Annotated in this window: 24 protein-coding genes; 15 read left to right on the forward strand and 9 right to left on the reverse strand. The window is 41.9% G+C overall.

The features are described 5' to 3' along the window. The first annotated feature begins 1 nt into the window (after nucleotide 1). The 7 genes from M1F14_RS06040 (at nucleotide 2) to M1F14_RS06070 (ending at nucleotide 5,710) form a co-directional block, all read left to right on the forward strand. On the forward strand, nucleotides 2-532 hold the full coding sequence (locus M1F14_RS06040; RefSeq protein WP_071548641.1) for a fimbrial protein: 531 nt from the start codon (nucleotides 2-4) through the stop codon (nucleotides 530-532). 16 nt (nucleotides 533-548) lie between these two features. Continuing rightward, nucleotides 549-1,391 carry an adhesin gene (locus M1F14_RS06045; protein WP_181468783.1) on the forward strand — a complete coding sequence of 281 codons (843 nt, stop codon included), beginning with the start codon at nucleotides 549-551 and terminating at the stop codon, nucleotides 1,389-1,391. A gap of 14 nt (nucleotides 1,392-1,405) precedes the next feature. Beyond that, nucleotides 1,406-1,678: a helix-turn-helix domain-containing protein gene (locus tag M1F14_RS06050; protein ID WP_042845554.1), complete on the forward strand. Its 273-nt coding sequence runs from the start codon at nucleotides 1,406-1,408 to the stop codon at nucleotides 1,676-1,678. A 367-nt stretch (nucleotides 1,679-2,045) separates the two neighbouring features. Further along, complete coding sequence (locus tag M1F14_RS06055) at nucleotides 2,046-3,014, forward strand: siderophore ABC transporter substrate-binding protein (protein ID WP_042845553.1); 969 nt, start codon at nucleotides 2,046-2,048, stop codon at nucleotides 3,012-3,014. Between the two features lie 3 nt (nucleotides 3,015-3,017). After that, nucleotides 3,018-3,980 (forward strand): ABC transporter permease, encoded by a 963-nt coding sequence (locus M1F14_RS06060; RefSeq protein ID WP_042845551.1) that lies wholly within the window; start codon nucleotides 3,018-3,020, stop codon nucleotides 3,978-3,980. Then, nucleotides 3,967-4,950: an iron chelate uptake ABC transporter family permease subunit gene (locus M1F14_RS06065; protein ID WP_042845549.1), complete on the forward strand. Its 984-nt coding sequence runs from the start codon at nucleotides 3,967-3,969 to the stop codon at nucleotides 4,948-4,950. The genes M1F14_RS06060 and M1F14_RS06065 overlap by 14 nt, the downstream gene beginning before the upstream one ends. A gap of 1 nt (nucleotide 4,951) precedes the next feature. Further along, nucleotides 4,952-5,710, forward strand: coding sequence for an ABC transporter ATP-binding protein (locus M1F14_RS06070; protein WP_042845548.1), 759 nt, complete (start codon nucleotides 4,952-4,954; stop codon nucleotides 5,708-5,710). A 117-nt stretch (nucleotides 5,711-5,827) separates the two neighbouring features. Here M1F14_RS06070 and M1F14_RS06075 read toward each other — a convergent pair whose 3' ends face one another. From M1F14_RS06075 to M1F14_RS06090, 4 genes are all read right to left on the reverse strand, one after another. Beyond that, entirely contained in the window at nucleotides 5,828-7,294 is a 1,467-nt protein-coding gene (locus M1F14_RS06075) for a hypothetical protein (protein ID WP_181468782.1), read from the reverse strand. Nucleotides 7,295-7,512: 218 nt separating this feature from the next. After that, nucleotides 7,513-8,016 carry a RidA family protein gene (locus M1F14_RS06080; RefSeq protein WP_042845544.1) on the reverse strand — a complete coding sequence of 168 codons (504 nt, stop codon included), beginning with the start codon at nucleotides 8,014-8,016 and terminating at the stop codon, nucleotides 7,513-7,515. Between the two features lie 121 nt (nucleotides 8,017-8,137). Continuing rightward, nucleotides 8,138-9,556, reverse strand: coding sequence for an FAD-binding oxidoreductase (locus tag M1F14_RS06085; RefSeq protein ID WP_042845542.1), 1,419 nt, complete (start codon nucleotides 9,554-9,556; stop codon nucleotides 8,138-8,140). An 864-nt stretch (nucleotides 9,557-10,420) separates the two neighbouring features. Beyond that, a complete protein-coding gene (locus M1F14_RS06090; RefSeq protein WP_048605979.1) occupies nucleotides 10,421-11,083 on the reverse strand; it encodes a DUF1028 domain-containing protein in 663 nt (220 codons plus the stop codon). 163 nt (nucleotides 11,084-11,246) lie between these two features. On the opposite strand from M1F14_RS06090, the gene M1F14_RS06095 reads away from it, so the two are divergent. Genes M1F14_RS06095 through M1F14_RS06120 form a run of 6 tightly spaced genes read left to right on the forward strand, consistent with a single transcriptional unit; the run spans nucleotide 11,247 to nucleotide 18,245 of the window. Continuing rightward, nucleotides 11,247-12,806 (forward strand): ABC transporter substrate-binding protein, encoded by a 1,560-nt coding sequence (locus M1F14_RS06095; protein ID WP_042845539.1) that lies wholly within the window; start codon nucleotides 11,247-11,249, stop codon nucleotides 12,804-12,806. A 48-nt stretch (nucleotides 12,807-12,854) separates the two neighbouring features. Beyond that, nucleotides 12,855-13,802, forward strand: a complete 948-nt coding sequence (locus tag M1F14_RS06100; protein ID WP_042845538.1) for an ABC transporter permease — start codon at nucleotides 12,855-12,857, stop codon at nucleotides 13,800-13,802. Then, nucleotides 13,799-15,592 (forward strand): dipeptide/oligopeptide/nickel ABC transporter permease/ATP-binding protein, encoded by a 1,794-nt coding sequence (locus M1F14_RS06105; RefSeq protein WP_042845535.1) that lies wholly within the window; start codon nucleotides 13,799-13,801, stop codon nucleotides 15,590-15,592. Before M1F14_RS06100 ends, M1F14_RS06105 begins: the two co-directional genes overlap by 4 nt. Then, on the forward strand, nucleotides 15,592-16,389 hold the full coding sequence (locus M1F14_RS06110; protein WP_042845534.1) for an ABC transporter ATP-binding protein: 798 nt from the start codon (nucleotides 15,592-15,594) through the stop codon (nucleotides 16,387-16,389). The genes M1F14_RS06105 and M1F14_RS06110 overlap by 1 nt, the downstream gene beginning before the upstream one ends. Nucleotides 16,390-16,420: 31 nt before the next feature. Beyond that, the gene (locus tag M1F14_RS06115) at nucleotides 16,421-17,191 is read left to right on the forward strand and encodes a FadR/GntR family transcriptional regulator (RefSeq protein ID WP_042845532.1); all 771 of its coding nucleotides are present in this window, start codon (nucleotides 16,421-16,423) and stop codon (nucleotides 17,189-17,191) included. A 4-nt stretch (nucleotides 17,192-17,195) separates the two neighbouring features. Beyond that, the gene (locus tag M1F14_RS06120) at nucleotides 17,196-18,245 is read left to right on the forward strand and encodes an osmoprotectant NAGGN system M42 family peptidase (RefSeq protein WP_048605980.1); all 1,050 of its coding nucleotides are present in this window, start codon (nucleotides 17,196-17,198) and stop codon (nucleotides 18,243-18,245) included. A gap of 53 nt (nucleotides 18,246-18,298) precedes the next feature. Here M1F14_RS06120 and M1F14_RS06125 read toward each other — a convergent pair whose 3' ends face one another. Then, nucleotides 18,299-19,633 carry a D-serine ammonia-lyase gene (locus M1F14_RS06125; protein ID WP_181468781.1) on the reverse strand — a complete coding sequence of 445 codons (1,335 nt, stop codon included), beginning with the start codon at nucleotides 19,631-19,633 and terminating at the stop codon, nucleotides 18,299-18,301. A 12-nt stretch (nucleotides 19,634-19,645) separates the two neighbouring features. Next, nucleotides 19,646-20,983, reverse strand: a complete 1,338-nt coding sequence (gene dsdX / locus M1F14_RS06130) for a D-serine transporter DsdX (RefSeq protein ID WP_042845526.1) — start codon at nucleotides 20,981-20,983, stop codon at nucleotides 19,646-19,648. A 228-nt stretch (nucleotides 20,984-21,211) separates the two neighbouring features. Here dsdX and dsdC point away from each other — a divergent pair, with 228 nt between their 5' ends. Both dsdC and M1F14_RS06140 read left to right on the forward strand, forming a co-directional pair. Continuing rightward, nucleotides 21,212-22,165 carry a DNA-binding transcriptional regulator DsdC gene (dsdC, locus tag M1F14_RS06135; protein WP_181468780.1) on the forward strand — a complete coding sequence of 318 codons (954 nt, stop codon included), beginning with the start codon at nucleotides 21,212-21,214 and terminating at the stop codon, nucleotides 22,163-22,165. Between the two features lie 78 nt (nucleotides 22,166-22,243). Further along, entirely contained in the window at nucleotides 22,244-23,266 is a 1,023-nt protein-coding gene (locus M1F14_RS06140; RefSeq protein ID WP_042845923.1) for a LacI family DNA-binding transcriptional regulator, read from the forward strand. 7 nt (nucleotides 23,267-23,273) lie between these two features. Here M1F14_RS06140 and M1F14_RS06145 read toward each other — a convergent pair whose 3' ends face one another. From M1F14_RS06145 to M1F14_RS06155, 3 genes are read right to left on the reverse strand one after another with little or no spacing between them, the layout of a single operon-like run. Next, the gene (locus tag M1F14_RS06145; protein ID WP_042845525.1) at nucleotides 23,274-24,251 is read right to left on the reverse strand and encodes an NAD(P)-dependent oxidoreductase; all 978 of its coding nucleotides are present in this window, start codon (nucleotides 24,249-24,251) and stop codon (nucleotides 23,274-23,276) included. An 11-nt stretch (nucleotides 24,252-24,262) separates the two neighbouring features. After that, complete coding sequence (locus M1F14_RS06150) at nucleotides 24,263-25,543, reverse strand: MFS transporter (protein ID WP_042845524.1); 1,281 nt, start codon at nucleotides 25,541-25,543, stop codon at nucleotides 24,263-24,265. Nucleotides 25,544-25,556: 13 nt separating this feature from the next. Continuing rightward, complete coding sequence (locus M1F14_RS06155; protein WP_071548637.1) at nucleotides 25,557-26,537, reverse strand: sugar kinase; 981 nt, start codon at nucleotides 26,535-26,537, stop codon at nucleotides 25,557-25,559.

Genomic DNA, 26,537 nt, shown 5'->3' on the forward strand with positions numbered 1-26,537 from the left:
AATGAACAAATTAATTCAATGTGCAGTAGCTGGTGCTCTACTTATTAATATCAGTAGCGCGTTCGCTATACCTGATAACCTAAGAATTATAGGTAATTTAGTGGAAGAACCTTGCACTATTTTGCCCGGTGATGAAAACATCACCATGGATTTTTTTGATACACCCGAGAAGAACTTTTATGCCTATGGTGAAACTCCAGGCAAAGAATTTATGGTTAAGTTAGCTGACTGTGATATCAGCATCGGGAAAACTGTGGAAGTGACTTTCTCTGGGACACCTAATCTTGCGCTTCCAGGGTTTTTGGCTTTATCGACTAGCAGTGTCGCTTCTGGTTTTGCCATTGGCCTACAAAGCTCAGATAGGACACCGTTAGCTCTCGAACAAAAGGGTTCGAAGATAAACCTACAAGATGGCTCTAATCAGTTACGGTTCTATGCATATTTAAAAGGTGAGCCAGATGCTATTACAAATAAGTCAATTAAAGTAGGCCCTTATAGCGCAGTGGCCACGTTTAAATTAGATTATGAATAATAAGGCTGTGACTAATATGAAAGTTTTGTTATCGCTATTAATTGGTGCAGTTATGTTTTTATCTACTGCATCAGCTTCTGTTTTTTCCTATATCACGGAATCAAGACCCGGTAATAGCCCAAGTTATGGGGATGCAGACTATAAGTATGTTATTGCTCGCTGGGACCCTGAATTGCCAACTACGCTTAATCCTTGTTATGGGTGGCCGACATGCTATCTCACCATAAGCCATAAGCATACAGCTGCTGGAACACCGGGGGCTGCAACAGTCGAGTTGGCCGAAATTTCTAAGTATCGGTATATGCGTGATGTTCAGAATATACCTGGTGTTTGGGCAAAGGCGACAGCTCCAGCAGCTCAGTGGGCTGTTCATACCGGAGTTAGGTTACAGAATAATCAAGAGTGTGTGGGGCTGTTTTACCAAGATCAAAAAGGGGTTACAGATAAGGGTGGGTTAATTCCCGGCTCATTATGTGGTATTGCGCCTCCACCGATTGGAGCTTGTAAGATCAACAATACGATCCCAGATATCAACTTTGGTTCCATTAGTGAAGCAGATCTTGCAGGTCAAACAAAACAAGTGAATATTGATGTGACATGCAATTTGGACATGGACGTTTTAGTTATTGCTACAGGGATTAACGTAACTAATGGTCATGTGAAGTTACGCCCAGATGGTAGTTTATATGCTGATTTATATCTGGGCTCAAATAATACTCTAGGAGAGAATGGTTACAAAATTCATATTCCCGCTGGTGGAGTAAGTACTGTCAACCTTAAAGCAGTATTAGGCACCAATGGCAGAGTTGAAGCCGGTAGGTTTGATGGTGCCGCAGCCCTTATTTTAACTGTACCTTAATAAATGGTGAAAATATGTATTCAGAAAACGGTAGTGAAAAAATCCATTATATGGTAGGTCAGAGGATCTTAGAAAAACGTCGGGAGTTAGGCTATACAGGCTTTCAGTTAGCTCAATTGTTAGGTGTCAGTCAGCAGCAGATCTCTCGCTATGAAAGAGGTAAAATTAAGATTGATTTATTTCATTTGTTTAAACTTTCATTTTTAATGAGGACACCCATTGATTGGTTTCTTGAAGATATCAGTTCTCAGCTCACTGAAAATGGTCAATTAGATGATATACAATAATGAGCATTTTAATGCTTGTTAATAGTAAATAGGTTGAAGTTGAGGTTTATGTGGTCTGCTGTAATCGAAATAGTTAAGCAACTACAGTCGAAAATTCAACCTATTTATTTTTATTTAATCATAAAAATCAATCTGTTATTAACTTAAACTTCCTCTGTAATATTTACCCTCGTGGACTTATTCTCTTCTTTTATGTGCAAAAAATATTGAAACAGTCAAATTGATGTTTTTGTGCGTTCTGACAATTTTTTAGTGAATGCAAATGCAAACTAATATCATTTGCGCTTGATTGTGTGTAATATACTTCCCATCTTTAAATCACCGAATTTTATCATCAGTATTTTTATAGACGGATGGAGAAAATCAGATGTTTGCAAAATCATTAGTTTCAGGTATTGCCTTGTTATCTGCTTTAGTATTAGTTGGTTGCGATAACGCTAAAGAAAAGACAGAAACAACTCAGGTTGCAGAACAACAAACTATCACAATTGAACATGCCCAAGGCAAAACTGAAATTCCTCGTCATCCGCAAAAAGTCATGGTGATGAACATGGAAACATTGGACATTATGGATGCACTCGGGGCACCAGTTGCCGGTGTTCCACAAACCAATGTTCATTTCCCAGATTTCCTAACCAAATATAGCGGTTCTGAGTTTGTTAATGGGGGAACATTATTTGAACCTGCCTATGAAACACTCAGTAATGCGAAACCTGACCTAATCTTAGGCGGTAGCCGTGCACGAGATGCGTATGACAAACTCAGCGGTGTAGCGCCAACTATTTCATTAGATATTGATAACAAAAACTTTATTGGTAGCTTAACTGAGCGTACTAATGAACTTGGTATGTTATTTGGTAAAGAAGATAAAGCCAAAGAACTGATTGCTAATTTCAATAATAAGATAGAGGGTATTAAAACTAAAGCACCAACAGCGGGTAAAGCGATGGTGATCTTGGTTAGCGGCGGTAAAATTTCTGCTTATGGTCCAGGTTCACGCTTTGGTTTTATCTTTGATGTGCTAGGTTTTGAACCTGCGTATGTGTTTACAGAAAATACGGGCCGCCATGGTAATATTGTGAATGCGGAATTACTGGTGAAACTAAACCCTGATTGGTTGTTTGTTATCGACCGTGATAGCGCGATTGGTAAAACAGACGCCCAACCTGCTGCTGAAGTATTAGATAACGCTTTAGTGAGAAAAACAGCAGCATGGCAAAAAGGCCAAATTACTTACCTTGACCCAACAGCGGTGTATATTTCAGGCGGAATTCAGACTTATTCTAAGTTAATGGATGACATCAATAACGCGTTAGAGAAGAGCCAAGCAAAATAACCCATGAAAACGCTTTATCTTTTTTGTGGAATTATCGCGTTATTGGTTTTAGCGGTATTAAGCTTGTTTATTGGAGCGGGTGACGTGTCACCCGTTTCGCTTTTCACCGACCCAGAGATGCAAGACATCTTTTTTATTAGCCGAATTCCTCGAACTCTCTCTTTAATTTTAGCGGGCAGTGCAATGAGTGTTGCAGGCCTCATCATGCAGTTACTCACACAAAACCGTTTTGTCGAGCCTTCTTTAGCCGGAACAACACAGTCAGCGAGCTTAGGTCTGTTGGTCGTGATGGTGTTATTTCCTGCTGCAAGTATTATGACCAAAATGGTGGTTGCTAGTGGGTTTGCGTTGATGGGGACGATGCTGTTTATGGTACTTTTACGCAGAATTATTTTAAAATCTGCATTAATTGTGCCGCTTGTCGGGATTATGCTTGGTGCAGTCATTAGTGCATTAACTATTTTTACGGCTTATTACTTTGATTTGTTGCAATCACTAGGCGCATGGATGAGCGGGGACTTCTCTAGCATTATCCAAGGTCGTTATGAATTGCTGTGGCTAGTAGGAATTCTTACGCTAATTGCTTGCTGGATTGCCGATAGTTTTACCGTTGCAGGTATGGGGCGTGAGTTTTCGATTAATGTTGGGTTAAATTATCGCAAAGTAATGACAATTGGCTTATCCATCATCGCATTAATTAGTGGTGTGGTTGTCGTCGTCGTTGGGGCTTTACCTTTCCTTGGTTTAATTATTCCAAATCTTGTCAGCTTAGTGATGGGGGATAACATTCGCAAAACTATCCCGTGGATCTGTATTGCGGGTGGGGGCTTAGTGCTACTGTGCGACATTATTGGGCGCTTAATTCGCTACCCATTTGAAATCCCCGCGAGTGTGATTTTAGGTGTTGTGGGTGCGGTGATTTTCTTATATTTATTGTTGAAGCAGCAACGTTATGCAAAAAGTTAACTCATCAATGGCATTACCCAAAAAAGGGGTAACACCATTGCAAAGAATATGGATATTACTGGCATTGTCGCTGTTATCTATCATTCTTTATATGACGGTAAATCTCGGCAGTAATCTTGCTTATATTTTACCGCACCGTGGGTATATTGTTCTAACCATGGTTGTGGTTGCTTTTGCCGCAGGGGTTTCGACGGTTCTGTTCCAAACCGTTGCAAACAATAAGATACTTACGCCCTCTATCATGGGGTTAGAGGCCTTATTTGTTTTATTACAAACCATTTTTATCTTTTATACAGATAGCTTTCCTGCCTCTTGGCTACTGAATATAGGTAAGTTTTTATTAGAGTCAACATTATTAGTGTTGTTCTCCGTCCTGCTTTATCGCTGGTTATTCGTGTCTGTTAAAATGAATATCAACCTAGTTTTAATGGTGGGTATCATCTTAGGGACTTTATTCCGTAGCGTGGCTACCTTGCTACAACGTTTGATGGACCCTAATGAATTCTCTATTTTACAGAGTCGTATGTTTGCAACCTTTACTAAAGGGACGCCGGAGCTGATTTTATTCACATTACTGATTACAGTCGTGGTGGGTATCTTACTATGGCGGATGCGCTATTGTTTTGATGTTATTGCATTAGGGCAAGCTAATGCGGTGAACCTTGGTATTAATTATCGTCAGCAAGTAACGGTTATTTTATTGCTAATCTCAATATTAGTTGCAGTTTCGACCGCACTGGTTGGGCCCCTGACCTTTTTAGGGTTAATGGTAGCAAACTTAGCTTACTTGGTGAGTGGTAGCAGCCAACATCGTTATTTACTTCCTGTTTCGTTTTTACTTGGGGTAATAGCGCTGATTGGTGGGCAATTAATCCTAGAGTATGGCCTTAATATGGCAGGGACATTATCGGTTGTTATCGAGTTTGTCGGTGGGATATTCTTTATTTATATGGTGTTAAGAAGGTTTTAGTATGATTGAAATTAGTCAGATATCGAAAAGTTATCAGGGTACTAAAGTCTTAGATGACGTGACAACATCAATTAAAAATAGCGGCATTACCTCAATTATCGGCCCTAATGGCGCGGGTAAATCAACACTATTATCGATTATTGGGCGCTTATTGGTGCCAGACGATGGTGGCTATGTCAAAGTCAATGAGTTAGACGTATCGACAACGCCAAGTGATCAGCTAGCTAAATGTTTGTCAGTACTGCGCCAAGAAAATCAATTTGCCAGTCGGTTAACTGTTGAAGAGTTAGTTGGCTTTGGGCGCTATCCTTACACTAAAGGTCGTTTAAATATTGAGGATAAAAAGAAAATTGATGAGTCACTCTCTTTTCTTAATTTATCGAATTTACGCCATCGTTATTTAGATGAGCTATCGGGGGGCCAGCGCCAACGGGCTTATGTGGCAATGGTTTTATGTCAGGATACTGAATATGTTTTACTTGATGAGCCTTTAAATAACCTCGATATGAAACATGCGGTAATTATGATGAAGTTGCTGCGCAAAGCGGCTGATGAGCTGGGGAAAACTATTATTTTAGTTATCCACGATATTAACTTCGCTTCGGTATATTCTGACTATATTGTTGCCTTAAGAGACGGAAAACTGTCTTATCATGGTAAACCTGAGGATATTATGAAATCAGATATTATTGAGGATATTTTTGATACCCCAGTGGATATAAAGCGAGTTGATGATCAGTTCATTGCGCTGTACTACTAAATATTCGTCCTCATTTAGGCGGTAGTGGTTTAGCTACTCGGGTCACATACTGACCCGAGATATCGTCGCTATCCGCCTTGCTACAAGCTCAATTGGTTACAATATTCGCAGTGAAAATTACTGTGGTGTGATTTCAATATCTTCATCAGTCGCTAATAAATCCAAAGACTGTAATACTTCCAAGCGTTTAATCCCATCAGCATTTACTACCAAACGCGCCAGCTCATTGTAAGTTTTCTTGTTAATGGTGACGCGGCGGCAGAGATAAATATGGTAAACCTTTTCACCAATAATAGCGGGTTCATCTTCATTAACGGTTAATTCTTCATAGCTAATATCAATGTATTTCAAAAAGTCAGAAATATTAAAGCGGGTGATATCAGCAATAGAAGACTGGTTTTTCTCAAAAACAGAATGGCGGTTATGGAGTAATACGTCCTTTCGATAATATAGAATATCTTCCATACGCTGTACATTGACCAAATTCACCCAGTGAGATTGCTGGCGCATTTCACGAATATCTGGCGATAGCATGTTTTCGCTGATAAACCGAAAGGATTCCTTACATACCCCAACAGGGGCTTTAACGCCTTCGCGATAAATACGTAATTGCCTGTCAGGTATCCATTTTTGGAAGAGCCGGTACAATTGCTCCCTACCGATTTCTTTTAGCCTATCTTTAAAAATATAACCGATGACCATAGCCAAAAATAAGTTTGCACTTAATGCACCGTATTTGCCCTGCCAAAGAAAGGCAATTAGCGTGGCAAAAATCATCGAAATAGCCGCAGCAATACCATAAATAGAATGCAACAGTAGCGGTAAACCGCGCTTATGGCGGATTTCTAAGTAGAGATAGCGATTAATATATTTTTTTAATAGGTTGCGTCGGTAGGTAACCAATTCAGCATCTGTTTCGTCACTGGGAAAGCAATCAGGGTAGTGCTTCTTCAAGTAACGCATTTCTTGATACCAAAAATGGTGTATTTCTTCACGTATCGGTATTTGTTTATCAGCCAATAAACCACGTAAGTAATTGATGGTGTAATAAGTCATAAACTCATCGCAATAGGAAAATGCATTGGAGTGAATGGCTTCTTCTATATGAGCTGCAAGCGGTAACAAGGCACGGTAAGCGTTTAGGCATTTCCCAATATCAGCAACTAGCTCGGTTAGATATTCGGGAGTTTGTCGCTGCGGGTTTTTGCTGACCATTTTGATATTGAGACGCACGGTTTTCTTGATGGTGAGCGCATAGCGTTTTAGTTTATTTTCATACTCATCTAGCGATGGGGGATTCAGCGGGTCACATTGTTCTAACCAGTGCTTTAAATCGTTTAGCTCCCCGTTTTCATCTGGTGAGGCAGACAGTTTAATCGCAGGAGGGCTGAGGCGAATATAATTTTTGAGGCTACGTTGAAGGTTTGACGGTGTGTATAAGTCAGGGTTAACTTGCAATGAAGAAGGCAGAAAGAAAAATGTTTCAACTTGGTAGCGGATCTCTTTAGATTTGCGTGGAAATAAAACTTTTTGTTTTATTTCAAATTGCTTTTTCCCGTGGATCTTAAGAGACTCTCTGATCATATTGCGCCTTTATAAGTAACTTTTTATATTTTTTATTTTTCTATCAATCAGTGAAGCATAACATGGTTTGTCAAAACCCTAAAATAGCGGAAATTACGATGACAATCTGTGAAAGATAGTGAAAAAGTATGATGAAAGGAAAGGGGAAGGAACAAGAAAATATAACGAGGCATAAATAAGTTATGCCCCATTATCGTGTTGTTACTCGTTAGAATAACTTATTTTTTTGCAGCTGGACGAACTGCGGTAACTTCAATTTCAACTCTCCAAGCTGGGTTTGCTAGCTTAGCGACTTGGAAAGTAGAACGAGCTGGCAGATTAGTAATTTTCTCAGACTCATAGAACTTGTTATAACCCGCCATGAAACCAGCGAAGTCCATAGTGCCTTGAGTTTCTTCACCACCAACTAAGAATACTTGCATTTTAACAACATCATTCATTGTCAAACCCATGTCAGCTAGGTTTGCTTGAATTTGTTTTAGCACGTTGATTGTCTGTGCTTCGGTATTACCATAAGACTCTAAAACGCCTTCTTTAGCATCTGCAGAGATTTTTGAAGGGACTTTTCCGCTTAGGAAAATAAGGCTATTGCCCGCGCTGATTTCTACTGATTCAGAGATAGGAAATCCTTTCACTGGAACGCGTTTAACATCTTCAGCTGCATTTGCACTCGCTACCCCTAAAATTAACGGTAGAGAAAGCAATAAAGTTTTATAGCGCATGTAAACTCCTTAACATTATCAAAGTAAAAAGGATCTGTTAGTGTTATTTAAAACTAAATTTAAGTTTAGCTTAATTCCATTGACTCGCAGATCCCAGTAAAAAAAAGCGTATTCTCGGTTATTAATTAAAACGAGAAAGTTTATACGGCGTTGGGTCGATAAATGGTGTTTCGCCCATTAATAGTTCTGCCGTTAATCGACCAGATGCTGGGCTTTCAGTCATACCCCAACCTGTTGCGGTGTTGATGACCAGACCTGGGTACTGTTCGATTGTTGAAATAATTGGAATTTCATCATCCGTTGGTGCCACCGTACCACCCCAACGTTCAACCACTTTAGATTCTTTAAATACTGGGAATTCTTTTCTCAGTCTTTCTAGGACGCCATCTAAGTGATCATTGTTTGGTGTATTGGTCGCGGTACGGAATTCTTCAAATGGTGTTTTCTCATCTAAATTCCAAGACGTTGCCATCATGAACGAGTTAAATAAGTCTTTACCGATAGAGAATTCTAATGGTAATTCACCACCTTGCAACAGGTGCATAAATTTAGGACCTAACAGGAAGCTGTCTTTAACGATAGAGCTGGTAAAGATACGTGGTGCAACGGCATAGGTGCCATCAGCTTGTTCACGGAAGTGAATACCATTAGGTAAGTGGACGTTGCCTTTCGGTGCGCCCGGAACGCCGGTAATGCGTTGTTGTGACAGGTAAACGTTCAGCGTTGGAACGTCGATACCTAAGTTGCCCATAAATAGACGAGACCAAATACCACCAGTTAGAACTACACGAGAGGTTTTGATTGCGCCTTTTTCAGTGACAACATCAGAAATTTTGCCGCCTGCGGTTTCAATACCGCGTACTGCGCAGTTGGTATAGATGCGAATACCAATTGATTTAGCGTAGTTAGCCATGGTTGGGGTGACAACCTCAGGGTCTAGACTACCTGAGTCTTCTTCAAACCCACCAATTTTCCATGGTGTTTGAGCGTCGACTAGACGATTAGCTAACTCAGTACCTTCGATCATTCGGGTACGTAATGGCGTATCAAAACCTGGGTTTTCAGAAGCAGATTTAATCCATGCTCTTGAAATTTCTAAATCTTCTTCGCTTGAAGGAACTTCAACACGGCCTTGAACACGGTAGCTGGTATCAGCACCAATTTTTTCGTTCATACCGAGCCATTGAATTTTCCCATAGTGGTGTAAAGGGAAAATTGCTGGAGAGGTTTTGTAACTGATAATTTGGCTGTATGCGCGGCCTGATTGCTCACCACCGACAACACCTTTTTCACAGATAACAACATTAAGACCTTTTTCCGCAAGGTTTATTGCCGTCATGATCCCTTGAAGACCAGCACCGATAATAACTGCATCAGCAGATTCCGGTAGTTTGCCTTCGGTACCTGCAACCGCAGGTACTCGTGATTTAGTCGATTCGAAACGACCTTCACGATTGATCATAGGAACAACCGCAGCACCCCCTGCTAGAACCCCAGCAGCACCAACCCCTAATAATAGCTTTCTTCTCGAGATTTTCATCTATAACCTCAATAACAATCTTGTTTTTTATATAGTAAATAATTTCAAATTGAGATAATGATCTTATCATATATTTTGAAATTGTTAAGTAGGGTTAGCATTTGTTAATAATTGTCGATTAAATGAAAAGTGAAGTAAATTGATATAGTCAGTGCTGTAAAGGGTTTGTCGCGAGTAGCTCTATTTTATCTATACATCAATTCTTATTTTAAAAATGTAAATGTCATTAAAAGTGTACAGGTGTAAATATTGGTATTTTGCTTAAGTTGAATAATTAGTAATTAATTATCAGCGAGAGGTTAATTATTAATCGTAGATGAAAATGCTAAATATCATTTAAGTCCTAATAATCAAATATGATGTAAAAAAAGGCTTAGTTAAAAAGAATGAGCTATTTTTTGTTCAGTTGATTATTAATTAGTCTTTATGGTTACCTTTCAATCAATATATAGCTTTGTGGGACTGTTTTGTTTTTAAGTTTTAGTTAATTAATTGATATTTATGATTTTATTTTATGATGGGCGTGGTGAGTCTAATTTAATTTATTGTTGGTTTTTCTAAATGGAGAATAATATTTCATTTTAATAAGATAAAATTATTTTATAGATTAGACATTACCTTGTCGTATAAGTCAGATAGGCTAGTTAATAAAATATAATTCTAAATGTAGACAATAATTTATTTTAACTGGTTGATAAAAATAAACATATAATTGTACTAAATAATAATTGGCGATAATTTTGATGTCGTTGGGGGATTTATATTACGATGCAGATGTAATTAGAATATTAAATATACATTTAATTACTGGGTGTATATTATTAAGAATATTTACATTATTAGTTAATATACACCATCGTGATGTTAATTTTCAGTTTTATATTCATTCCCAGTTGGGATTTGAGCAAAGAAATTAGCATAATCCTCGGAACGAACCTGTTGAAGGACCAAATAAAGCTCAGTTAACGGGGTTTCTGACCAGTCACAGCGAATATCAATATCTGCATACTGCCGGTTATTCCATATTTTTAATGCAGCAGAGCGTATCCCACGGTAATCACCACCTTCATTTGCCCCTGCTTGCATGGCGAGTAATAGCCTGTCTGCAAGCTCAAGATGTGAGTTTTGCTGATAACTTTGGTGTATTGCTTGAAGAACCTGCTCACCGGTTAGCATATTCCCTGCTGTAGCGAAGTTTTTTTCAGACAAACTACCACACCAAGGTAAGCATTTACTTCCTGTCCAGTCTGCACTTTCCCCATATTTATTAATAATGATCAGTTGCCGTAATTCACTGTTGGTATCTTCCATCAGAAGGAAATCTAAGCTCTGTTTGGCGTGGTCACTAAGCCGTAAATGTTCAATACCTTTTAAACCTGCTATCGGGTTGGTCATGGCTTGGGTTGCGATAGCTCCCACTTGGCTTGCACCATGCAAAACAAGGGCACCGACAGCGGGCCCGCCTGTTGCTGTTGCTGCGCCAATTTTCCCTGTTTGCGGACAGTGAGCCACAATTGAAAATGTCATTTCACACCTCATAAATTAGACATCGATCAAATTTATCATTATAAATTGTTGCGTGAAACATAATTTATCATCATAAATAGGATAAAAGATAAAATAATTAACAAAATTGACACAAATCACATTTAAAAATCACATAGCAATGTCAACGCTCGGGGAGGGCCGTATGAGGATGCGTTTATGCAGGTGGATAGCCAGTTTTTGGTTTTTCTGCTTTATTTCTACACCGACATTGGCGGCAAACCATAGTGATGTACTATTGCTTGGGCAGGTTGCGGAGCCGCAATCACTCGACCCGCAAGTGGCGACTGCGGCCAATGATTCTCGGATACTCGTGAATATATACGAAGGGTTAGTTCGCAATGCCGATGGTACATTGACACTTGAACCTGCATTGGCAAAGTCATGGTCAGTCAGCGATGACGGTTTGACTTACACATTTCATTTACGTGAAAACATCAAGTTCCATGATGGTAGTGCGTTTGATGCGCAGGCAGTTAAATTTACGTTTGACCGCATGCTAGATAGCCAACATCCTTACTATCATACTGGTCCATTTCCTTTATCATTTTTTTTCTCTGCGATAGATAAAATTACCACCCCAGATAATTTAACGGTGGTATTTACCTTAAAAGAGCCATTTGCACCGTTCTTATCAAATTTAGCTACCCCCGCAGGGCTGATTGTGTCACCGGCAGCCGTCAAGCAATATGACAAGGACTTTAGTCGTCATCCAAGCGGGACAGGGCCGTTTAAATTTGACGAATGGACGGCAAACCAGCGTGTTGTGGTCTCGGCAAATGAGCAGTATTGGGATGGAAAACCACACTTAAAAAATGTGGTTTTCCGACCAATAACTGACGCCAATACACGGGTAGCAGAAATGCTATCAGGTGGGATTGACGCGATGGTTGAAGTGCCCGCGGATAACGTCCCTTTATTTATCAAGGATGAGCGTTTTAAGGTTTATGAAGCCGTAGGGCCACATGTGTGGTACGTGATGCTAAATGCATCACAACCTCCTTTTGATGATGTGCGTGTAAGGCAAGCGGTAAATTATGCGGTTAATAAGCAAAATATCGTTAAGTATATTCTCCAAGACTCAGCTGGTGTGGCTGAAGGGCCTATTCCATCTGCTTTTGACTGGGCGTTTGACCAAGAAACAGAGGCTTACCCTTATGACCCTGAAAAAGCGCGGCAATTAATTGCAGAAGCGGGAGCACAAGGGCAAAAAATTGTTTTTTATGTTACGGAAGGGGGCTCAGGTATGTTAGACCCTATCCCGATGGCAACCGCAATCCAAGCAGACCTCAAAGCTGTTGGGTTATCTGTTGAAATTCAAACCTTTGAGTGGAATACCTATTTATCTAAAGTTAATTCAGGCTTACAGCAAGCCCACATGGCTGAAATGGCATGGATGACGAATGACCCTGATACCTTGCCGTTCCTAACCTTACATTCTGCATCTTGGCCCGATAAAGGCGGCTTTAATTCCGGTTATTACAGTAATCAACAACTTGATAGGTTGTTAGATAAAGCGAGAGTCACGAATGACCTTGAAGAACGCGCTCAACTGTATAAACAAGTACAAAAAATTGTTCACCGAGATGCGCCTTGGCTGTTTGTTGCTAATTGGAAGCAAAATGCAGTCGCGAATGAGCATGTTAAACATTTTAAATTGCAGCCGAATTTTAATTTATTACTTAAAGATGTTCGCAAAGATTAATTAACGTGAATATTTTCAGTTGGTTAATAGATTTTATGGGGAAAAACTATGTGGTTATACTGCTTTAAACGCCTGTTAGCGACGATACCCATACTGATTGGTCTAACATTAATTGTCTTTTTTATCATGGCAATGATCCCTGGGGAGCCAGCTCAAGCATTGCTTGGGCCTTGGGCAACACCAGAGAACGTGGCTCGAGTGAAAACTGAGCTTGGTTTAGATAAACCGTTATATCAGCAGTATTTTATTTGGATGAATAATTTGATTTCAGGGGACTTAGGGCGTTCTTTTGTGCTGAATCGTCCTGTGGTTGATGAGGTCCTTGAGCGTTTTTCTGCCACCTTAATTTTGGGGGGAAGTGCGTTATTGCTCAGCTCAGTGCTGGGGCTATTAGCTGGGATTATTTCTGCGATCCGTCAATTTAGTTGGAGTGATAGGACGATCACATTGGCAGTTTTACTCGGTATTTCAATGCCATCCTTTTGGATTGGGTTGTTGATGATCATGCTTTTTTCGGTACAGCTACAATGGTTCCCCGCATCAGGAATGTATGATATTTGGCAGGGTGGCGGCTTTCGCGACTTATTGCATCACCTTGTTTTACCCGCAATAACCCTTTCGCTAGTTGCGACAGGCGTGATAGCGCGTTTGACGCGAACAGCAATGTTAGAGGTTCTACGCCTTGATTTTATTCGTACTGCACGCGCAAAAGGGTTGAGTGAACGCAAAGTCATTTTCCGCCATGCATTTCGTATGGCATTGGTATCGGTGATCCCTGTTATTGGTATTCAGGCAGGGTTTGTGTTTGGTGGTGCGGTTTATATTGAAACGGTTTTTCAATGGCCGGGCTTAGGGGCAATGTTGGTCAAAGCGGTAGCTACCCGTGATTTATTTTTAGTGCAAGGGGGCGTGTTAATTGCTGCTGCGTCCTATGTGTTTATCAATTTGCTGGCTGATGTGGTGCAAGCAATGTTAGATCCGAGGTTGAAATCATGAGTCATAATACCGCCCCAGTTATTCAACATCGTCATCGTCAATCAATAGGTTCTTTATTGCTCGCTAATCGCCTTGCGACACTAGGGCTGTTTATTTTAACCGTTATTATGCTACTTGCCTTGCTTGCGCCTTGGTTGCCTTTGGCTAATCCAGATGAAACGGACTTAGTGAACCGCTTGCTCCCAGCTTTTTCACCGGGGCATATATTAGGCACTGACCATTTAGGGCGGGATATCTTGTCTCGATTATTGTGGGGAACTCGTGTTTCGCTGATGGTGGGTATTTCAGCGACGTTAATCGCTGCAATACTTGGAACCCTAATTGGTTTAATCGCCGGCTATGTGGGCCACCGAACTGATACCTTATTGATGCGCTGTATTGATATGTTGATGGCATTTCCATATATCCTATTAGCGTTAGCGATTGTAGCTGTACTTGGCCCCGGTTTATTAAATGCGCTATATGCTATCGCATTAGTGAATATTCCTTTTTTTGCGAGAAATATCCGTGGGTTAACGGTTGGGCTGCGAGATAGAGACTTTATTCAGGCCGCAAGGTTATCAGGTAAAAACCATTTACAGGTCTTACTGACTGAGGTTTTACCGAATGTATTGCCAATCATTGTTGTCACAATGTCGACGACCATCGGGTGGATGATTTTAGAAACCGCTGGCTTGTCATTTTTAGGATTAGGAACCCAGCCGCCGAATGCTGATTTAGGGTCGATGCTAGGTCAAGGGCGTGCTCAGATGTTTGTTGCACCACATGTTGCTCTGGTTCCTGGAATTATGATTTTCCTGATTGTGATTAGCTTTAACTTACTGGGGGATGGGGTACGTGACATCCTTGACCCTCGCCTAAAATCAGGTGCCTTACATCGTTCACAACCGATGACACAAACAGACCGTATAAATATTCCTGCCAAAACCGAGGGAAAACAGGCGATATTGGAAGTTAAAGACCTTTCTGTCGCCTTTCGTCAGGGGGGGCAATTACGGCCTACCGTTAAAGGTATTAGCTTTAATGTTGGTGCGGGGGAATGTTTGGGGTTAATTGGTGAAAGTGGTTCAGGGAAAAGTGTAACTGCATTATCTGTTATGGGGCTTTTGGCTTCGCCGCCCGCGGTGATCACCGCAGGTGGCATCTATGTTGAGCATGAAGAAATGTTGTCTTTACCTTTATCCGTTATGCAAAGACGCCGTGGTGCTAAGGTGTCATATATTTTCCAAGATCCTCTGACTACGTTACACCCCCAATTTACCGTGGGTGTACAGCTTCGTGAAGCGATCACGGCTCACCAAGCGTTATCGAGTTATGATGCCAAAATGAAAGCGATTGAACTACTTGATAGCGTCGGTATACCGGATGCAGCGGAGCGTTTTGATGCTTATCCTCATGAGTTATCCGGTGGGCAACGCCAACGAGTTGGTATTGCGATGGCATTAGCGAATGACCCTGTTTTGATTATTGCCGATGAACCGACAACCGCACTAGATGTCACCGTACAAGCGCGAATTTTAGAATTGCTCGATCAACTACGTCGTGAACGAGGGGTAGCATTGTTATTTATTACTCATGATTTTGCGGTGATTAACCAAATTTGTGACCGAGTGGCCGTTATGCAGCAGGGCGTTATCGTAGAAACCGGTAATACACAAGACGTGTTACAGCAACCTCAGCACCCTTATACACAGCGGCTGATAGCCAGTGTTCCAAAATTGGGGGAGGGTAGAGCGTTTTTGACTCAGGTTGAGCAGCTTTATGGAAATAATTCCGCACAGGAGGCCTAATGAACAAGGTTATTGACGTTAATCAACTGGTGAAAACCTTTGGTCACCCTCGCAGCTTATTTCATCCCCGAGGGAGAGAAGTTCAGGCGCTGAAAAATATTTCATTGTCATTGTACGAAGGGGAAACGTTAGCCGTCGTAGGGGAAAGCGGCTCAGGGAAAAGCACTTTAGCCCGTATTCTAGTTGGGTTAGAGAAAGAAACCTCAGGCGACATTACGGTACTCGGGCAAACTCGTGCTCAGTGGCAAAAACAGGGGGCTCGTGCTTTCGGTCAAGCTATTCAATATGTATTCCAAGACCCTGTTGCTTCTTTAAATCCACGCAAAACCATCGGTGAAACATTGTCGGTGCCTTTAAAATATTTAAAGCATATGAATCAAACACAAAGACACGGGCGGTTGGCTGAATTGCTTGAGGCTGTCCATATGCCAATGGATGCATTAGCCTGTTACCCTCACGAGTTTTCAGGGGGGCAAGCTCAGCGCTTAGCGATTGCGCGAGCGCTTGCCGCAGATGCGCGAATCTTAGTTCTTGATGAGCCTGTGAGCGCATTGGATGTGTCAGTACAAGCCCAAGTTTTGTTGTTACTCGAAGAACTAAAGCAACAGTTTTCACTGTCTTACTTATTTATTAGCCATGATCTGGCGGTGGTAGAGTCTATAGCAGATAGGGTGGCCGTACTCTATTTAGGGGATTTGCTAGAATGTCGTGATACTTGTGACTTATTTGCGGCACCAGAACACGACTACACTCGTAACTTACTGGCGAGTGCGCCGCGTATTCGCGTTGAAGCTTAGAAATATATTTAAAATCAGTTGGGGTCCTAATATGAGCACGGATAAGACAGCGGCTATCGAGCCAGTTCGCATTAAACGTACTGATGAAATTGTTAATGCGATAAAAGAAACGATTATGGCGGATAACCTGATACCGGGTGACCGCTTACCCCAAGAAAAAGAGCTAATTGAGCGTTATAGCGCGAGTAAAAGCACGGTAAGAGAAGCCTTAAAATCATTGGAAGTGCAGGGGTTAATTAAAACCAAAACGGGCCCAGGCGGGGGGGCGTTTATTGATTCAATGACCGAATCCCGTGCGATGAGCTTGTTATCAAACTATTTATTCACGCGAGATATTTCCATTAAAGATATCTATACATTGCGTAAATTATTAGAGCCAGTTGTTGCAGTGAGTGCCATTGATAATATCGATAATGCGGGAATTCAAAAACTGTATGACACCATTGCGATTTACGACCATGAGCCTGCTAATGAAGAGGAACGCTGGCAACAGCGAATGGCAGAGTTGGATTTCCATGCCGTCGTTGCCAGTTACTCTGATAATGTTCTCTTAGTGTTTATCTGCCATTTTTTACAGCGTTTACTTAAAGATTTAGCGGTTTGTAAAGACATTTACCTGAAACCCGAACCAGTAGATAGATGCCAAGGCATTGAATATCAGTATCAATTAATAGAGGCATTACGCCGTAAAGATGCCGCTAAGGTACAGGCGGTGATGGAAGAGCACATGAATTATGCCGAGCAAGCAATGTTGGCTCTACAAGCCACACTGCAAGAACGTTTTTTAAGTGAAGATAGGTAACATAATGATAGATAAAGCATATCTAACCTCAGTATTAAAGACACTTTTATGTACACCTAGCCCGGTGGGTATGACTGAGAAAGCGGTCGCACAAACGCACCAATGGTTGACTGAGTTGGGTTTTACACCGCAGTATACGCGCCGTGGAGTGTTATATATTACATTCGGTAATGATGAACCCAAACGGGCACTTGCAGCCCATTTGGATACCTTAGGGGCAATGGTTACTCAGCTCAAACCTAACGGGCGGTTAGCGTTACGTAATACGGGCACTTGGGCTGCGCGCTTTGCTGAAGGCGCTCGAGTCACCGTGTATGGTGATAATCACCAGTATCGCGGCACCATTCTACCGTTAAAAGCATCAGGTCACCGCTTTAATACCGAAGTGGATACTCAAGTGGCTGATTGGGATAACTTAGAAATTCGCCTTGATGCCCCATGTTATAGTGCGGAAGATCTACAATCTCATGGTCTGAATGTGGGGGATATGGTGGCAGTTGATGCCCAACCTGAATTTATTGACAATGGGTTTATTGTTTCTCGTCATTTAGATGACAAAGCAGGCTGTGCGGTGATGTTAGCGGCATTAAAATCGCTAGTGGACGATGGTGTGCTACCAGCTGTTTCTTGCCAATTGATGTTCACGATTTCTGAAGAGGTCGGGATTGGAGGGACTCATGGCTTTGGTGAGCAAGTTCAGGAATTATTAGCGATTGATAATTCTGTTTCAGCGCCTGATCAAACAACACGTGATGACGCATTAACATTGGCATTTCGTGATAGAACGGGGCCATTTGATTTAGCGATTACGCGCCACTTACTGCAATTATGCCAGCAATATAACATCCCTCATGTGCGCGATACATTTAAACATTACCGTTCTGATAGTGCGGCAGCTATTGATGCTGGGTGGGATATTCGGGCTGCATTAGCATGTTTTGCCTTAGATAGCTCCCATGGTTGGGAAAGAACGCATATTGATTCACTGGTTGCGTTAGCAACATTGGTACGACGTTATATTGAAAGTGATTTAGTGCCATTACCGGGGCAGTAATTTTAAAGCCATCTTCTGATAAAAAAAGAAGATGGCTTTAATCCTATGTATCACTAGCTTAGTTTGGCTTGCGATAAATATTTATCCATCTCATCTTGCGGTACCATACCGCCACCAGTCGCCCAGACAAGGTGGGTGGCATTGGCCATGACTTCTGGTGTCAGTGACTTAGACTGTAAATAGTCTGTGTTTTGGGTGACATGAACACTGCCGGTCATACCTGCTAGTGCGGAAGGCTCGAGCTTAATCGACTCCGTTTGATTAAGTAAGCTTAATAGGTTGTACATCTCGGTATCATCAATCGTGTAATAACCATCAATTAAACGTTCCATTGCACGCCCCACAAACCCTGACGCGCGGCCCACTGCAAGGCCATCAGCGGCCGTGATGTTATCAATGCCGATTTCTTGTACTGAAATGGCATCATGGAGCCCTGTATGCACGCCAAGCAACATGCAAGGTGAATGTGTGGGTTCGGCAAATAAGCAATGTACCGCATCACCAAAGGCTAACTTCAAGCCAAAGGCAACGCCACCCGGGCCTCCGCCGACACCACAAGGCAGATAAACAAACAGCGGGTGTTGGTTATCAACAATAATGCCTTGCTCTAAAAATTGTTTTTTCAAACGTAAACCTGCAACCGCATAGCCTAAAAATAGTGTGGTTGAGTTTTCGTCATCAATAAAGAAGCAGCGCGGGTCTTTTTCAGCTTCTTTGCGGCCTTGTTCGACCGCAATGCTATAATCCTGTTGATATTCAACAACATTTACGCCGTGAGAACGTAACTTATCTTTTTTCCACTGACGTGCATCCGCCGACATATGTACACTGACACTAAAGCCTAATTTTGCACTCATAATGCCAATAGACATGCCTAAATTGCCGGTTGAGCCAACGGCGATACTATATTGGCTAAAGAATTGTCGAAACTTATCTGAGGATAGAATTTCATAATTATCATCAATTGATAATAAACCGGCTTCTAAAGCGAGCTTTTCCGCATGGGTCAAAACTTCATAGATACCGCCTCGCGCTTTTATTGAGCCCGAAATAGGTAGGTGGCTATCTTTTTTAAGTAACATTTCCCCAGTAATTGGCGTTTTATAACGTGTTTCAAGAGCACTTTGCATATTGGAAATAGCAACCACGTCGGATTCTATGATCCCTTGTGTGGTTTGCGTTTCAGGAAACGCTTTCATTAAATATGGGGCGAAACGTGTTAAACGTGCCTCGGCGTCTTGCACATCCTCGAGGGTCAACCCCACATAGGGTAAACCCGCTTGTGTGGTGGTTGAGTTTGGGTTAAACCAAGTAACTTGCTTTAAATCGATTAAGTCCTGAACTAAAGGGGTGTCAGCAATTAACTTATCAATATTTATCTGAGTCATAATTACTCTCTTTTAAATCACAAATGAAAGTGCAAAGGTGCCTGCCAGCGCAACGAGGGATGCGATAAGTGTGGCGACACTGTAAAAACGAAATGTTTCAGCCAAGGTGGCATTACAATATTGTTTGACCAGCCAGAACAAGGAGTCCGTCACGATGGTACAGCCAATTGCGCCTGAGCCGATGGCTAATGTCATGATCTCAGGGCTGATATGCGGGTACATTGGCATTAATGGGGCAACAATTGCAGTGGCGCCCATCATGGCAACGGTCGCAGAGCCTACCGCAGCATGTAGAATGATAGCCACTAACCAAGCCAATAGGATTGGGTGCATATCAATGCCTGAAAGAACCAGCGCAAGGGAATCGCTTAACCCACTTCCTTTTAAGATGCCATTAAACGCCCCTCCCGCACCAATGATTAATAAAATATTGGCGATGGAACTAAAGCTTTCTTCCGTTTTACTGAGTAGCACGCTCATGCCCATATTACGGCGAATGCCCAGTACGTAATAAGCGACAAATGCGGCAATAAACATGGCAGTGATTGGGTTACCAATAAACTGTAAAAGGGTAAATAATTGATTGTCTTTGCTCATGTTCAAATCTGCTGCGGTTTTGATCAACATGAGAATAATTGGCAGTAAAACGGTAAATAAAGTGGCACCTAGCGAGGGTAAATCTTTTTCTTCACGGACTTCTAAGTCAGAAAAGGCTTCTGGTACCGTTTTAAAAGGTAAGCGCTCACCTAAGAACTTTAGGAATAATGGCCCGCCGACCAGTGAGGCGACTAAACCAACGGCTAAGCCCGCAACAATCACAGTGCCAATATCTGCCCCAAGTTCATTAGTGACAAATAGTGCAGCAGGGTGTGGCGGAACGATACAGTGTACGGCCATCAGCGCAGTACATAGCGGGATAGCCAGTTTTAATAAAGAGGTATTGGTTTTTTTGGCGATGGAAAATGCCAGTGGGATCAACAAAACAACCCCCACCTCAACAAATAGAGTGATACCACAGATTAAACCAATTAGTACCATGGTGACGTCTGGAGTTAACCAACGGCTTTTCTGTAGGGTGATCCCGATGCGCTCTGCTGCACCTGAAATCTCCATCATTTTCCCTAGTATGGTGCCTAGTCCAATAATAGCGGCTAAAAAACCGAGTGTACCGCCAATCCCATTTTCGATAGCATTCACCATCTCTAACGGGTTCATTTTCATTGCAATACCGACAAAAAAGCTGGCGAGTAACAGGGCTAAAAAAGGGTGAAACTTAAATTTAATAATTGAGACTATGATCAGCAAGATACTAATAACCAGAGTACCGAGCATCCACATTGTAGAGTCCATATCCTACCCCTAATCATTTTGTTGTTGTACTTCTATTGGATAATAAATATGCAAGGGTGACAAACGATGAAACCTAAGCTTTAGATGAGTTCAATTAACTCAAGTGCGTGATATGGGTCATATAAAATACCAATATTAGGATTTGCATCATATAAATTCACCTTAAAGGCGCTATATTGTTGATAGCGACGAGCTGGGTCATTTCTCAAATAAGGGGGGAAGAGGTTGGTGTCATCGAATTTGAATCAATTTGAACAATCCGGTTTTATTCAATGGAATAAGCGGTTATCGAGCTATCAATTATCCCGCCTACATACCTTTGAAGCTGCGGCGCGACATAGCTCTTTTGCCCTAGCGGCGCAGGAGCTTTCCCTCACACCCAGTGCGGTAAGTCATCGTATTAATACCTTAGAGGGGGAACTGGGTTTTAAATTATTTGAGCGTTTTCATCGGCGTATTGAGTTAACTTCCGATGGTGAGCGTATTTATTGGGCGTTACGTAAAAATCTGGATGATATTAACCAAGAAATTATTGATATCAAAAACCAAGAAATTTCTGGGGAATTAACGGTTTACTCACGCCCATCGATTGCCCAGTGCTGGCTGATCCCGAAAATTGCAGATTTTGCTAATCAATACCCATCGATTCAATTAAATTTATTAACAGGGAACGATGATGTTAATTTTCGCGGCTATGGTATTGATGTGGCAATTTATTATGATGATATGATAAGGTCTAATCTCTATTGTGAAGACCTGATGTCAGAGTCGATGGTTCCAGTGTGTAGTCCGAAATATGCCCAGCAATATGATTTGCTGAATAATATTCATCAACTAAAAAACTGTACGTTACTGCATGACCGGCAAGCATGGAGCAGCAATTCCGACTATGATGAGTGGAAAGCATGGAGCGAATACTATCAGCTACCCTTGTTTCCCCACCGCCGAAACCTGTGTTTTGACCGTTCAGACTTAGCTATTGTAGCCGCAATGAACCACGCAGGTGTAGCAATGGGGCGCAAGCAGCTGGTGGAAAAGCGGATTAAAAGCCGTGAGCTCGTGATGCCTTTTGGCGATACGCCATTAACCTGCCAACAGCGGTATTACTTTGCGATGCTTAATGATAAGCGGCACCCAAAAGCGGATATTTTTATTCAGTGGTTAAAACAGCAGGTTAGCTGAATATTGCAAGTAAAATAGCCTTTTTTCCGGTAAGATAACAGCAACAATTATTTCTTCGAGATGGGTAAACACTGGGTTATGGTTCCGAAAACACCAAAAGTTGCAACGATCAAAGATGTGGCTGCCAAAGCTCAGGCAGGGAAAACCAGCATCTCACGTTATTTGAATGGTGAATTTCATTTGCTTTCCGATAACCTTCGTCAACGTATTGAAACGGCGATTCGTGAATTAAATTATCGGCCTAATCAAATGGCGCGGAGCTTAAAACATGGTCGCACGGGGTTAATTGGTTTGATTATTGCGGATATCGGCAACCCGTTTTCTGTGGAAGTATTGAAAGGGGTTGAAGCTGAGTCCATCAAGCAAGGCTTTATGACAGTTGTCTGTAATGCGGATAATAGCATTGAGCGTGAATGCCAATTTATTCAGTTACTTAAAGGTTACCGTGTCGATGGGCTAATCATTAATTCAGCGGGTGTTAATGAACAATTCATTGATGTTCTTAAACAAACCACGTTGCCTTTTGTTTTATTAGATAGAAAAATTGATAACTTTCCCTGCGATATGGTGGGGTTAGACAATCCTGCTTCGGCTCAAATGGCTTTCAATCATTTACTTGAGCAAGGCTTTGAAGCGATTTGCTTTGTCACTGAACCCATCGTGTATAACAGCGCTCGCCAAGAACGCTTACAAACCTTTCAAGCGCTGTCACAGGATAACCCGCAAATCAAGAGTGAGTTCCATGAAGTCACGTTACCAAACCCTGAAAAATTAGCATCGATTGTTGCTGAGTTTTGTATTTCTCACCGAGGAATGCGTAAAGCCATTGTGGCAGCTAATGGGGTTTTAACTTTACAGTTAGCTTATGCGATGAATCAGCAAGGGTTGCGCTGGGGGGCAGATATCGGTTTTTTAAGTTTTGATAACCTTGAATGGGCTGCATTTGCTGGGCAGGGGGTGACGTCGGTTTCACAACCCACTGCCGAAATGGGGCATAAAGCAGTTACATGTTTACTTGAAAAACTCGAAAACCCAGAAAAAGAACCAACTCAGCATTTGTTTCATGGTGAGTTGATTATTCGAAATTCAACTACACTGTAGAAAGCTATTAGGGCTGTATGGCATTTAAATTAGCGCAGTTTTGGCTAAAATCGCCATTAAGACCTGCAATTAAATTATCGACGGCGCATTCCACCATAGCATAGCGAGTCTCATGGGTGGCAGAGCCGATATGCGGCAAGGCGACCACATTCGGTAATTTAAGTAACTTAGAGTCTACGGGTAAAGGCTCTACTTCAAAGACATCTAAACCTGCACCGCGGATCACGTGGTTTTCTAGTGCATCAATCAACGCTGCCTCATCGATAATTTTTCCTCTGGACCCATTAATCAAAAATGCACTGGGTTTCATTTTTTCGAGTTCATTTTTGCCAATTAGTTTTTCTGTTGATGGCACTAAGGGCAGCACGACACAAACAAAGTCAGACTCAGCAAGTATGGTATCTAAATCACAGCGACGAGCCTTGAGCAGGTTTTCCGCTTTAGAATGCGAATGGTTGCTGTAATAGAGAACAGACATCCCAAAACCAGCATAGGCTCGTGTTGCTACGGCATAACCAATTCGGCCCATACCTAAAATACCAATCGTTTTACCACTCACATTGCTACCGTACACATTTTCGCCAATACTTTTCGTCCACTGGCCATTTTTAACCATTTCAGCCATTTCAATAATGCGACGAGCGCTGCATAGCACTAAGGTAAAAATGGTATCTGCGGTAGTTTCGGTTAAGACATTCGGAGTGTGCATCAATGCAATTTTTCTTGCGTTCATTGCCTCCAGATCAAATTGATCGATACCCACAGAAATGGTGGAAGCTACCGTTAAATAAGGGGCGAGAGCAAGGTCGCTCGCAGTGATGGGGTAGCTGGCTCCGATAATACCGTTGGCCGTTGCAAGGGCTTGCCTAAAACTGGCGATATTGTCTGCTGTAATGCTATCAAATTGAGTGACGTTGAATTGCTGTTGTAAGCGCCCAAGTTGATCCGCAGGGATCGTTTTATACAAAATAATATTTTTTTTCATTATGTTCCCCATTATGCGTGTTTAGCGAGGGCAGTAGTGCCGTCTTGTTCTTGATTAGGTTTGACAATTAAGGTAAAGAAAACAGAAGCTAACAATGCGAGCCCCATAAACATATAGGATGCACTCGGGCTACCTGTTACACCATTTAAATAGCCTACAAACCATGACCCAAAGAACGAACCTAGTGCACCCATACTGTTGATTAATGCCATTGCACCTCCCGCAACGTTTTTGGGGAGCATCTCAGGGATGATGGCGAAGAATGGCCCATAAGGTGCATACATCGCGGCGCCGGCTATCACCAATAACATATAGGATAACCAGAAATTTGTACTACCTAACAGGTATGAACCAAGGAAACAAATAGCACCTAACAGAAGCATTGGCCAAACAAACAGTTTACGATTATGCATTTTATCCGATGCCCAAGATACCAACACCATCGCTAATGTCGCAGCAAGGTAAGGGACTGCAGAAAGCCAACCTGTCTCAACCATACCGAGATTTGATGCACCACGAATAATTGACGGTAACCACAGCACAAAGCCATATACCCCGATACTCCAGCAGAAATACTGTGCACACAGTAAAACTACATTACGTGATTTAAACGCTTCACGATAATTACGTATAGGTTTGATATTTTTCTGTTCGTCACTAAGAATTTTATCAAGGGTATCTTTTTCTTGTTGGCTTAACCAGTTTACTTGGTTAGGTTTATCACGTGCAGTTTTCCACCAGAAGAAAGCCCATAACACAGCGGGAACGCCTTCAATGATAAACATTTCGCGCCAACCAAATGCTTGAATTAGGTAGCCTGATAGTACAGACATCCATAGGACGGTCACCGGGTTACCTAAAATTAAGAAAGTATTCGCACGTGAACGCTCTGGTTGAGTGAACCAGTTACTGATGTAGATCAGCATTGCGGGCATGACTGCGGCTTCAACTACTCCTAAGCTGAAACGAATAATCACTAACATGGGAATATTGCTTACCATTCCCGTCAAGCTAGCGAATATTCCCCATAAGAAAATACAGGCAAAAACCAGTTTGCGAACGCTACGTTTTTCGGCATAGATAGCCCCAGGGATTTGGAAGAAAAAGTACCCTAAGAAAAACAACGAGCCCAACAGGGATGACATCCCTTTGGAAATACCTAAATCTGCGTTGATCCCTGCGGCAGCGGCAAAGCTATAGTTGGCTCTATCTAAGTAAGCAAGGCTGTATGTGATAAACACGATTGGCATAATGCGCCACCAACGTGACATTGCCGGAGTATTGATTGTCATAATATATTCCTTCTTAGCATGCCGCGTTGACGGTAGGTGAGGATAATAAAGCCATTTCTTGCTGTAATTGCACCTTAGTAGGCAAGCCTTCGCTATCACCAATGACTTGGATAGCCCTAGCACCAATAAAATTACCTCGTTTAATGGCTTGAGGGAGGGATTGCCCTTCTAATAATGCGCTGATCACCCCGACCGCGAAGCCATCACCTGCGCCGACGGTATCAACCACATTTTTGACAACTACTGCATCGACAACCCCTTGTTGATTAGTTGCTGTTTTATAGTAAGCCCCTTGTTCACCTGTTTTAATGATCACAGCATCGACACCATGGGCGAGATAAAAGTCAGCAATGGCTTCAGGTTTATCGAAACCAGTTAAAATCTTGCCTTCTTTTAAACCGGGTAATACCCAGTTTGCTTGGAATGCTAATTGGTTTAGCTGGGTGACCATCTGTTGTTCATTTTGCCAGAGTGAAGGGCGTAAATTTGGATCAAATGATAGGCTTTTCCCTGCATTTCGCATCCACTTTGCTGCGTATAGTGACAGTTGATAGCTGGTGGTAGAAAGCGCAGCAGCGACTCCGCTTAAATGTAAATGGCGAGCAGATAGAAAATAGTCTTCATTAAAATCAGTTAGGTCTAAATGACTTGCTGCTGACCCCTTACGGAAATATTCCACGATGGGATCGGTTCCATTTTGAGCTTTAGATTTTAACTGAAAACCAGTTGGGTAATTTGCATCAATAGTAACACATTGAGTATCCACCAATTCTTTATGTAAAGTCGATTGAATAAAGCGACCGAAGGAGTCATTACCAAGACGGCTAATCCAACCACTTTTTAAACCAAGACGAGCGAGGCCGATGGCTACGTTTAGCTCTGCTCCTGCCGCACGACGAATAAAACTTTCTACCTCGTGCAATGTCCCTGTTTGTGTTGCCACAAACATCATCATAGCTTCACCAAGGGTCACCACATCTAATTGATTTTTCAT

This window comes from Providencia sp. PROV003 (assembly GCF_045040775.1).
Lineage (GTDB): Bacteria > Pseudomonadota > Gammaproteobacteria > Enterobacterales > Enterobacteriaceae > Providencia > Providencia huashanensis.

Excerpts from the sequence above, each read along its gene's own strand:
- M1F14_RS06040 (WP_071548641.1), top strand. The coding sequence starts at position 2 with ATGAACAAATTAATTCAATGTGCAGTAGCTGGTGCTCTACTTATTAAT.
- M1F14_RS06045 (WP_181468783.1), top strand. The coding sequence starts at position 549 with ATGAAAGTTTTGTTATCGCTATTAATTGGTGCAGTTATGTTTTTATCT.
- M1F14_RS06050 (WP_042845554.1), top strand. The coding sequence starts at position 1,406 with ATGTATTCAGAAAACGGTAGTGAAAAAATCCATTATATGGTAGGTCAG.
- M1F14_RS06055 (WP_042845553.1), top strand. The coding sequence starts at position 2,046 with ATGTTTGCAAAATCATTAGTTTCAGGTATTGCCTTGTTATCTGCTTTA.
- M1F14_RS06060 (WP_042845551.1), top strand. The coding sequence starts at position 3,018 with ATGAAAACGCTTTATCTTTTTTGTGGAATTATCGCGTTATTGGTTTTA.
- M1F14_RS06065 (WP_042845549.1), top strand. The coding sequence starts at position 3,967 with ATGCAAAAAGTTAACTCATCAATGGCATTACCCAAAAAAGGGGTAACA.
- M1F14_RS06070 (WP_042845548.1), top strand. The coding sequence starts at position 4,952 with ATGATTGAAATTAGTCAGATATCGAAAAGTTATCAGGGTACTAAAGTC.
- M1F14_RS06075 (WP_181468782.1), bottom strand. The coding sequence starts at position 7,294 with ATGATCAGAGAGTCTCTTAAGATCCACGGGAAAAAGCAATTTGAAATA.
- M1F14_RS06080 (WP_042845544.1), bottom strand. The coding sequence starts at position 8,016 with ATGCGCTATAAAACTTTATTGCTTTCTCTACCGTTAATTTTAGGGGTA.
- M1F14_RS06085 (WP_042845542.1), bottom strand. The coding sequence starts at position 9,556 with ATGAAAATCTCGAGAAGAAAGCTATTATTAGGGGTTGGTGCTGCTGGG.
- M1F14_RS06090 (WP_048605979.1), bottom strand. The coding sequence starts at position 11,083 with ATGACATTTTCAATTGTGGCTCACTGTCCGCAAACAGGGAAAATTGGC.
- M1F14_RS06095 (WP_042845539.1), top strand. The coding sequence starts at position 11,247 with ATGAGGATGCGTTTATGCAGGTGGATAGCCAGTTTTTGGTTTTTCTGC.
- M1F14_RS06100 (WP_042845538.1), top strand. The coding sequence starts at position 12,855 with ATGTGGTTATACTGCTTTAAACGCCTGTTAGCGACGATACCCATACTG.
- M1F14_RS06105 (WP_042845535.1), top strand. The coding sequence starts at position 13,799 with ATGAGTCATAATACCGCCCCAGTTATTCAACATCGTCATCGTCAATCA.
- M1F14_RS06110 (WP_042845534.1), top strand. The coding sequence starts at position 15,592 with ATGAACAAGGTTATTGACGTTAATCAACTGGTGAAAACCTTTGGTCAC.
- M1F14_RS06115 (WP_042845532.1), top strand. The coding sequence starts at position 16,421 with ATGAGCACGGATAAGACAGCGGCTATCGAGCCAGTTCGCATTAAACGT.
- M1F14_RS06120 (WP_048605980.1), top strand. The coding sequence starts at position 17,196 with ATGATAGATAAAGCATATCTAACCTCAGTATTAAAGACACTTTTATGT.
- M1F14_RS06125 (WP_181468781.1), bottom strand. The coding sequence starts at position 19,633 with ATGACTCAGATAAATATTGATAAGTTAATTGCTGACACCCCTTTAGTT.
- dsdX (WP_042845526.1), bottom strand. The coding sequence starts at position 20,983 with ATGGACTCTACAATGTGGATGCTCGGTACTCTGGTTATTAGTATCTTG.
- M1F14_RS06140 (WP_042845923.1), top strand. The coding sequence starts at position 22,244 with ATGGTTCCGAAAACACCAAAAGTTGCAACGATCAAAGATGTGGCTGCC.
- M1F14_RS06145 (WP_042845525.1), bottom strand. The coding sequence starts at position 24,251 with ATGAAAAAAAATATTATTTTGTATAAAACGATCCCTGCGGATCAACTT.
- M1F14_RS06150 (WP_042845524.1), bottom strand. The coding sequence starts at position 25,543 with ATGACAATCAATACTCCGGCAATGTCACGTTGGTGGCGCATTATGCCA.
- M1F14_RS06155 (WP_071548637.1), bottom strand. The coding sequence starts at position 26,537 with ATGAAAAATCAATTAGATGTGGTGACCCTTGGTGAAGCTATGATGATG.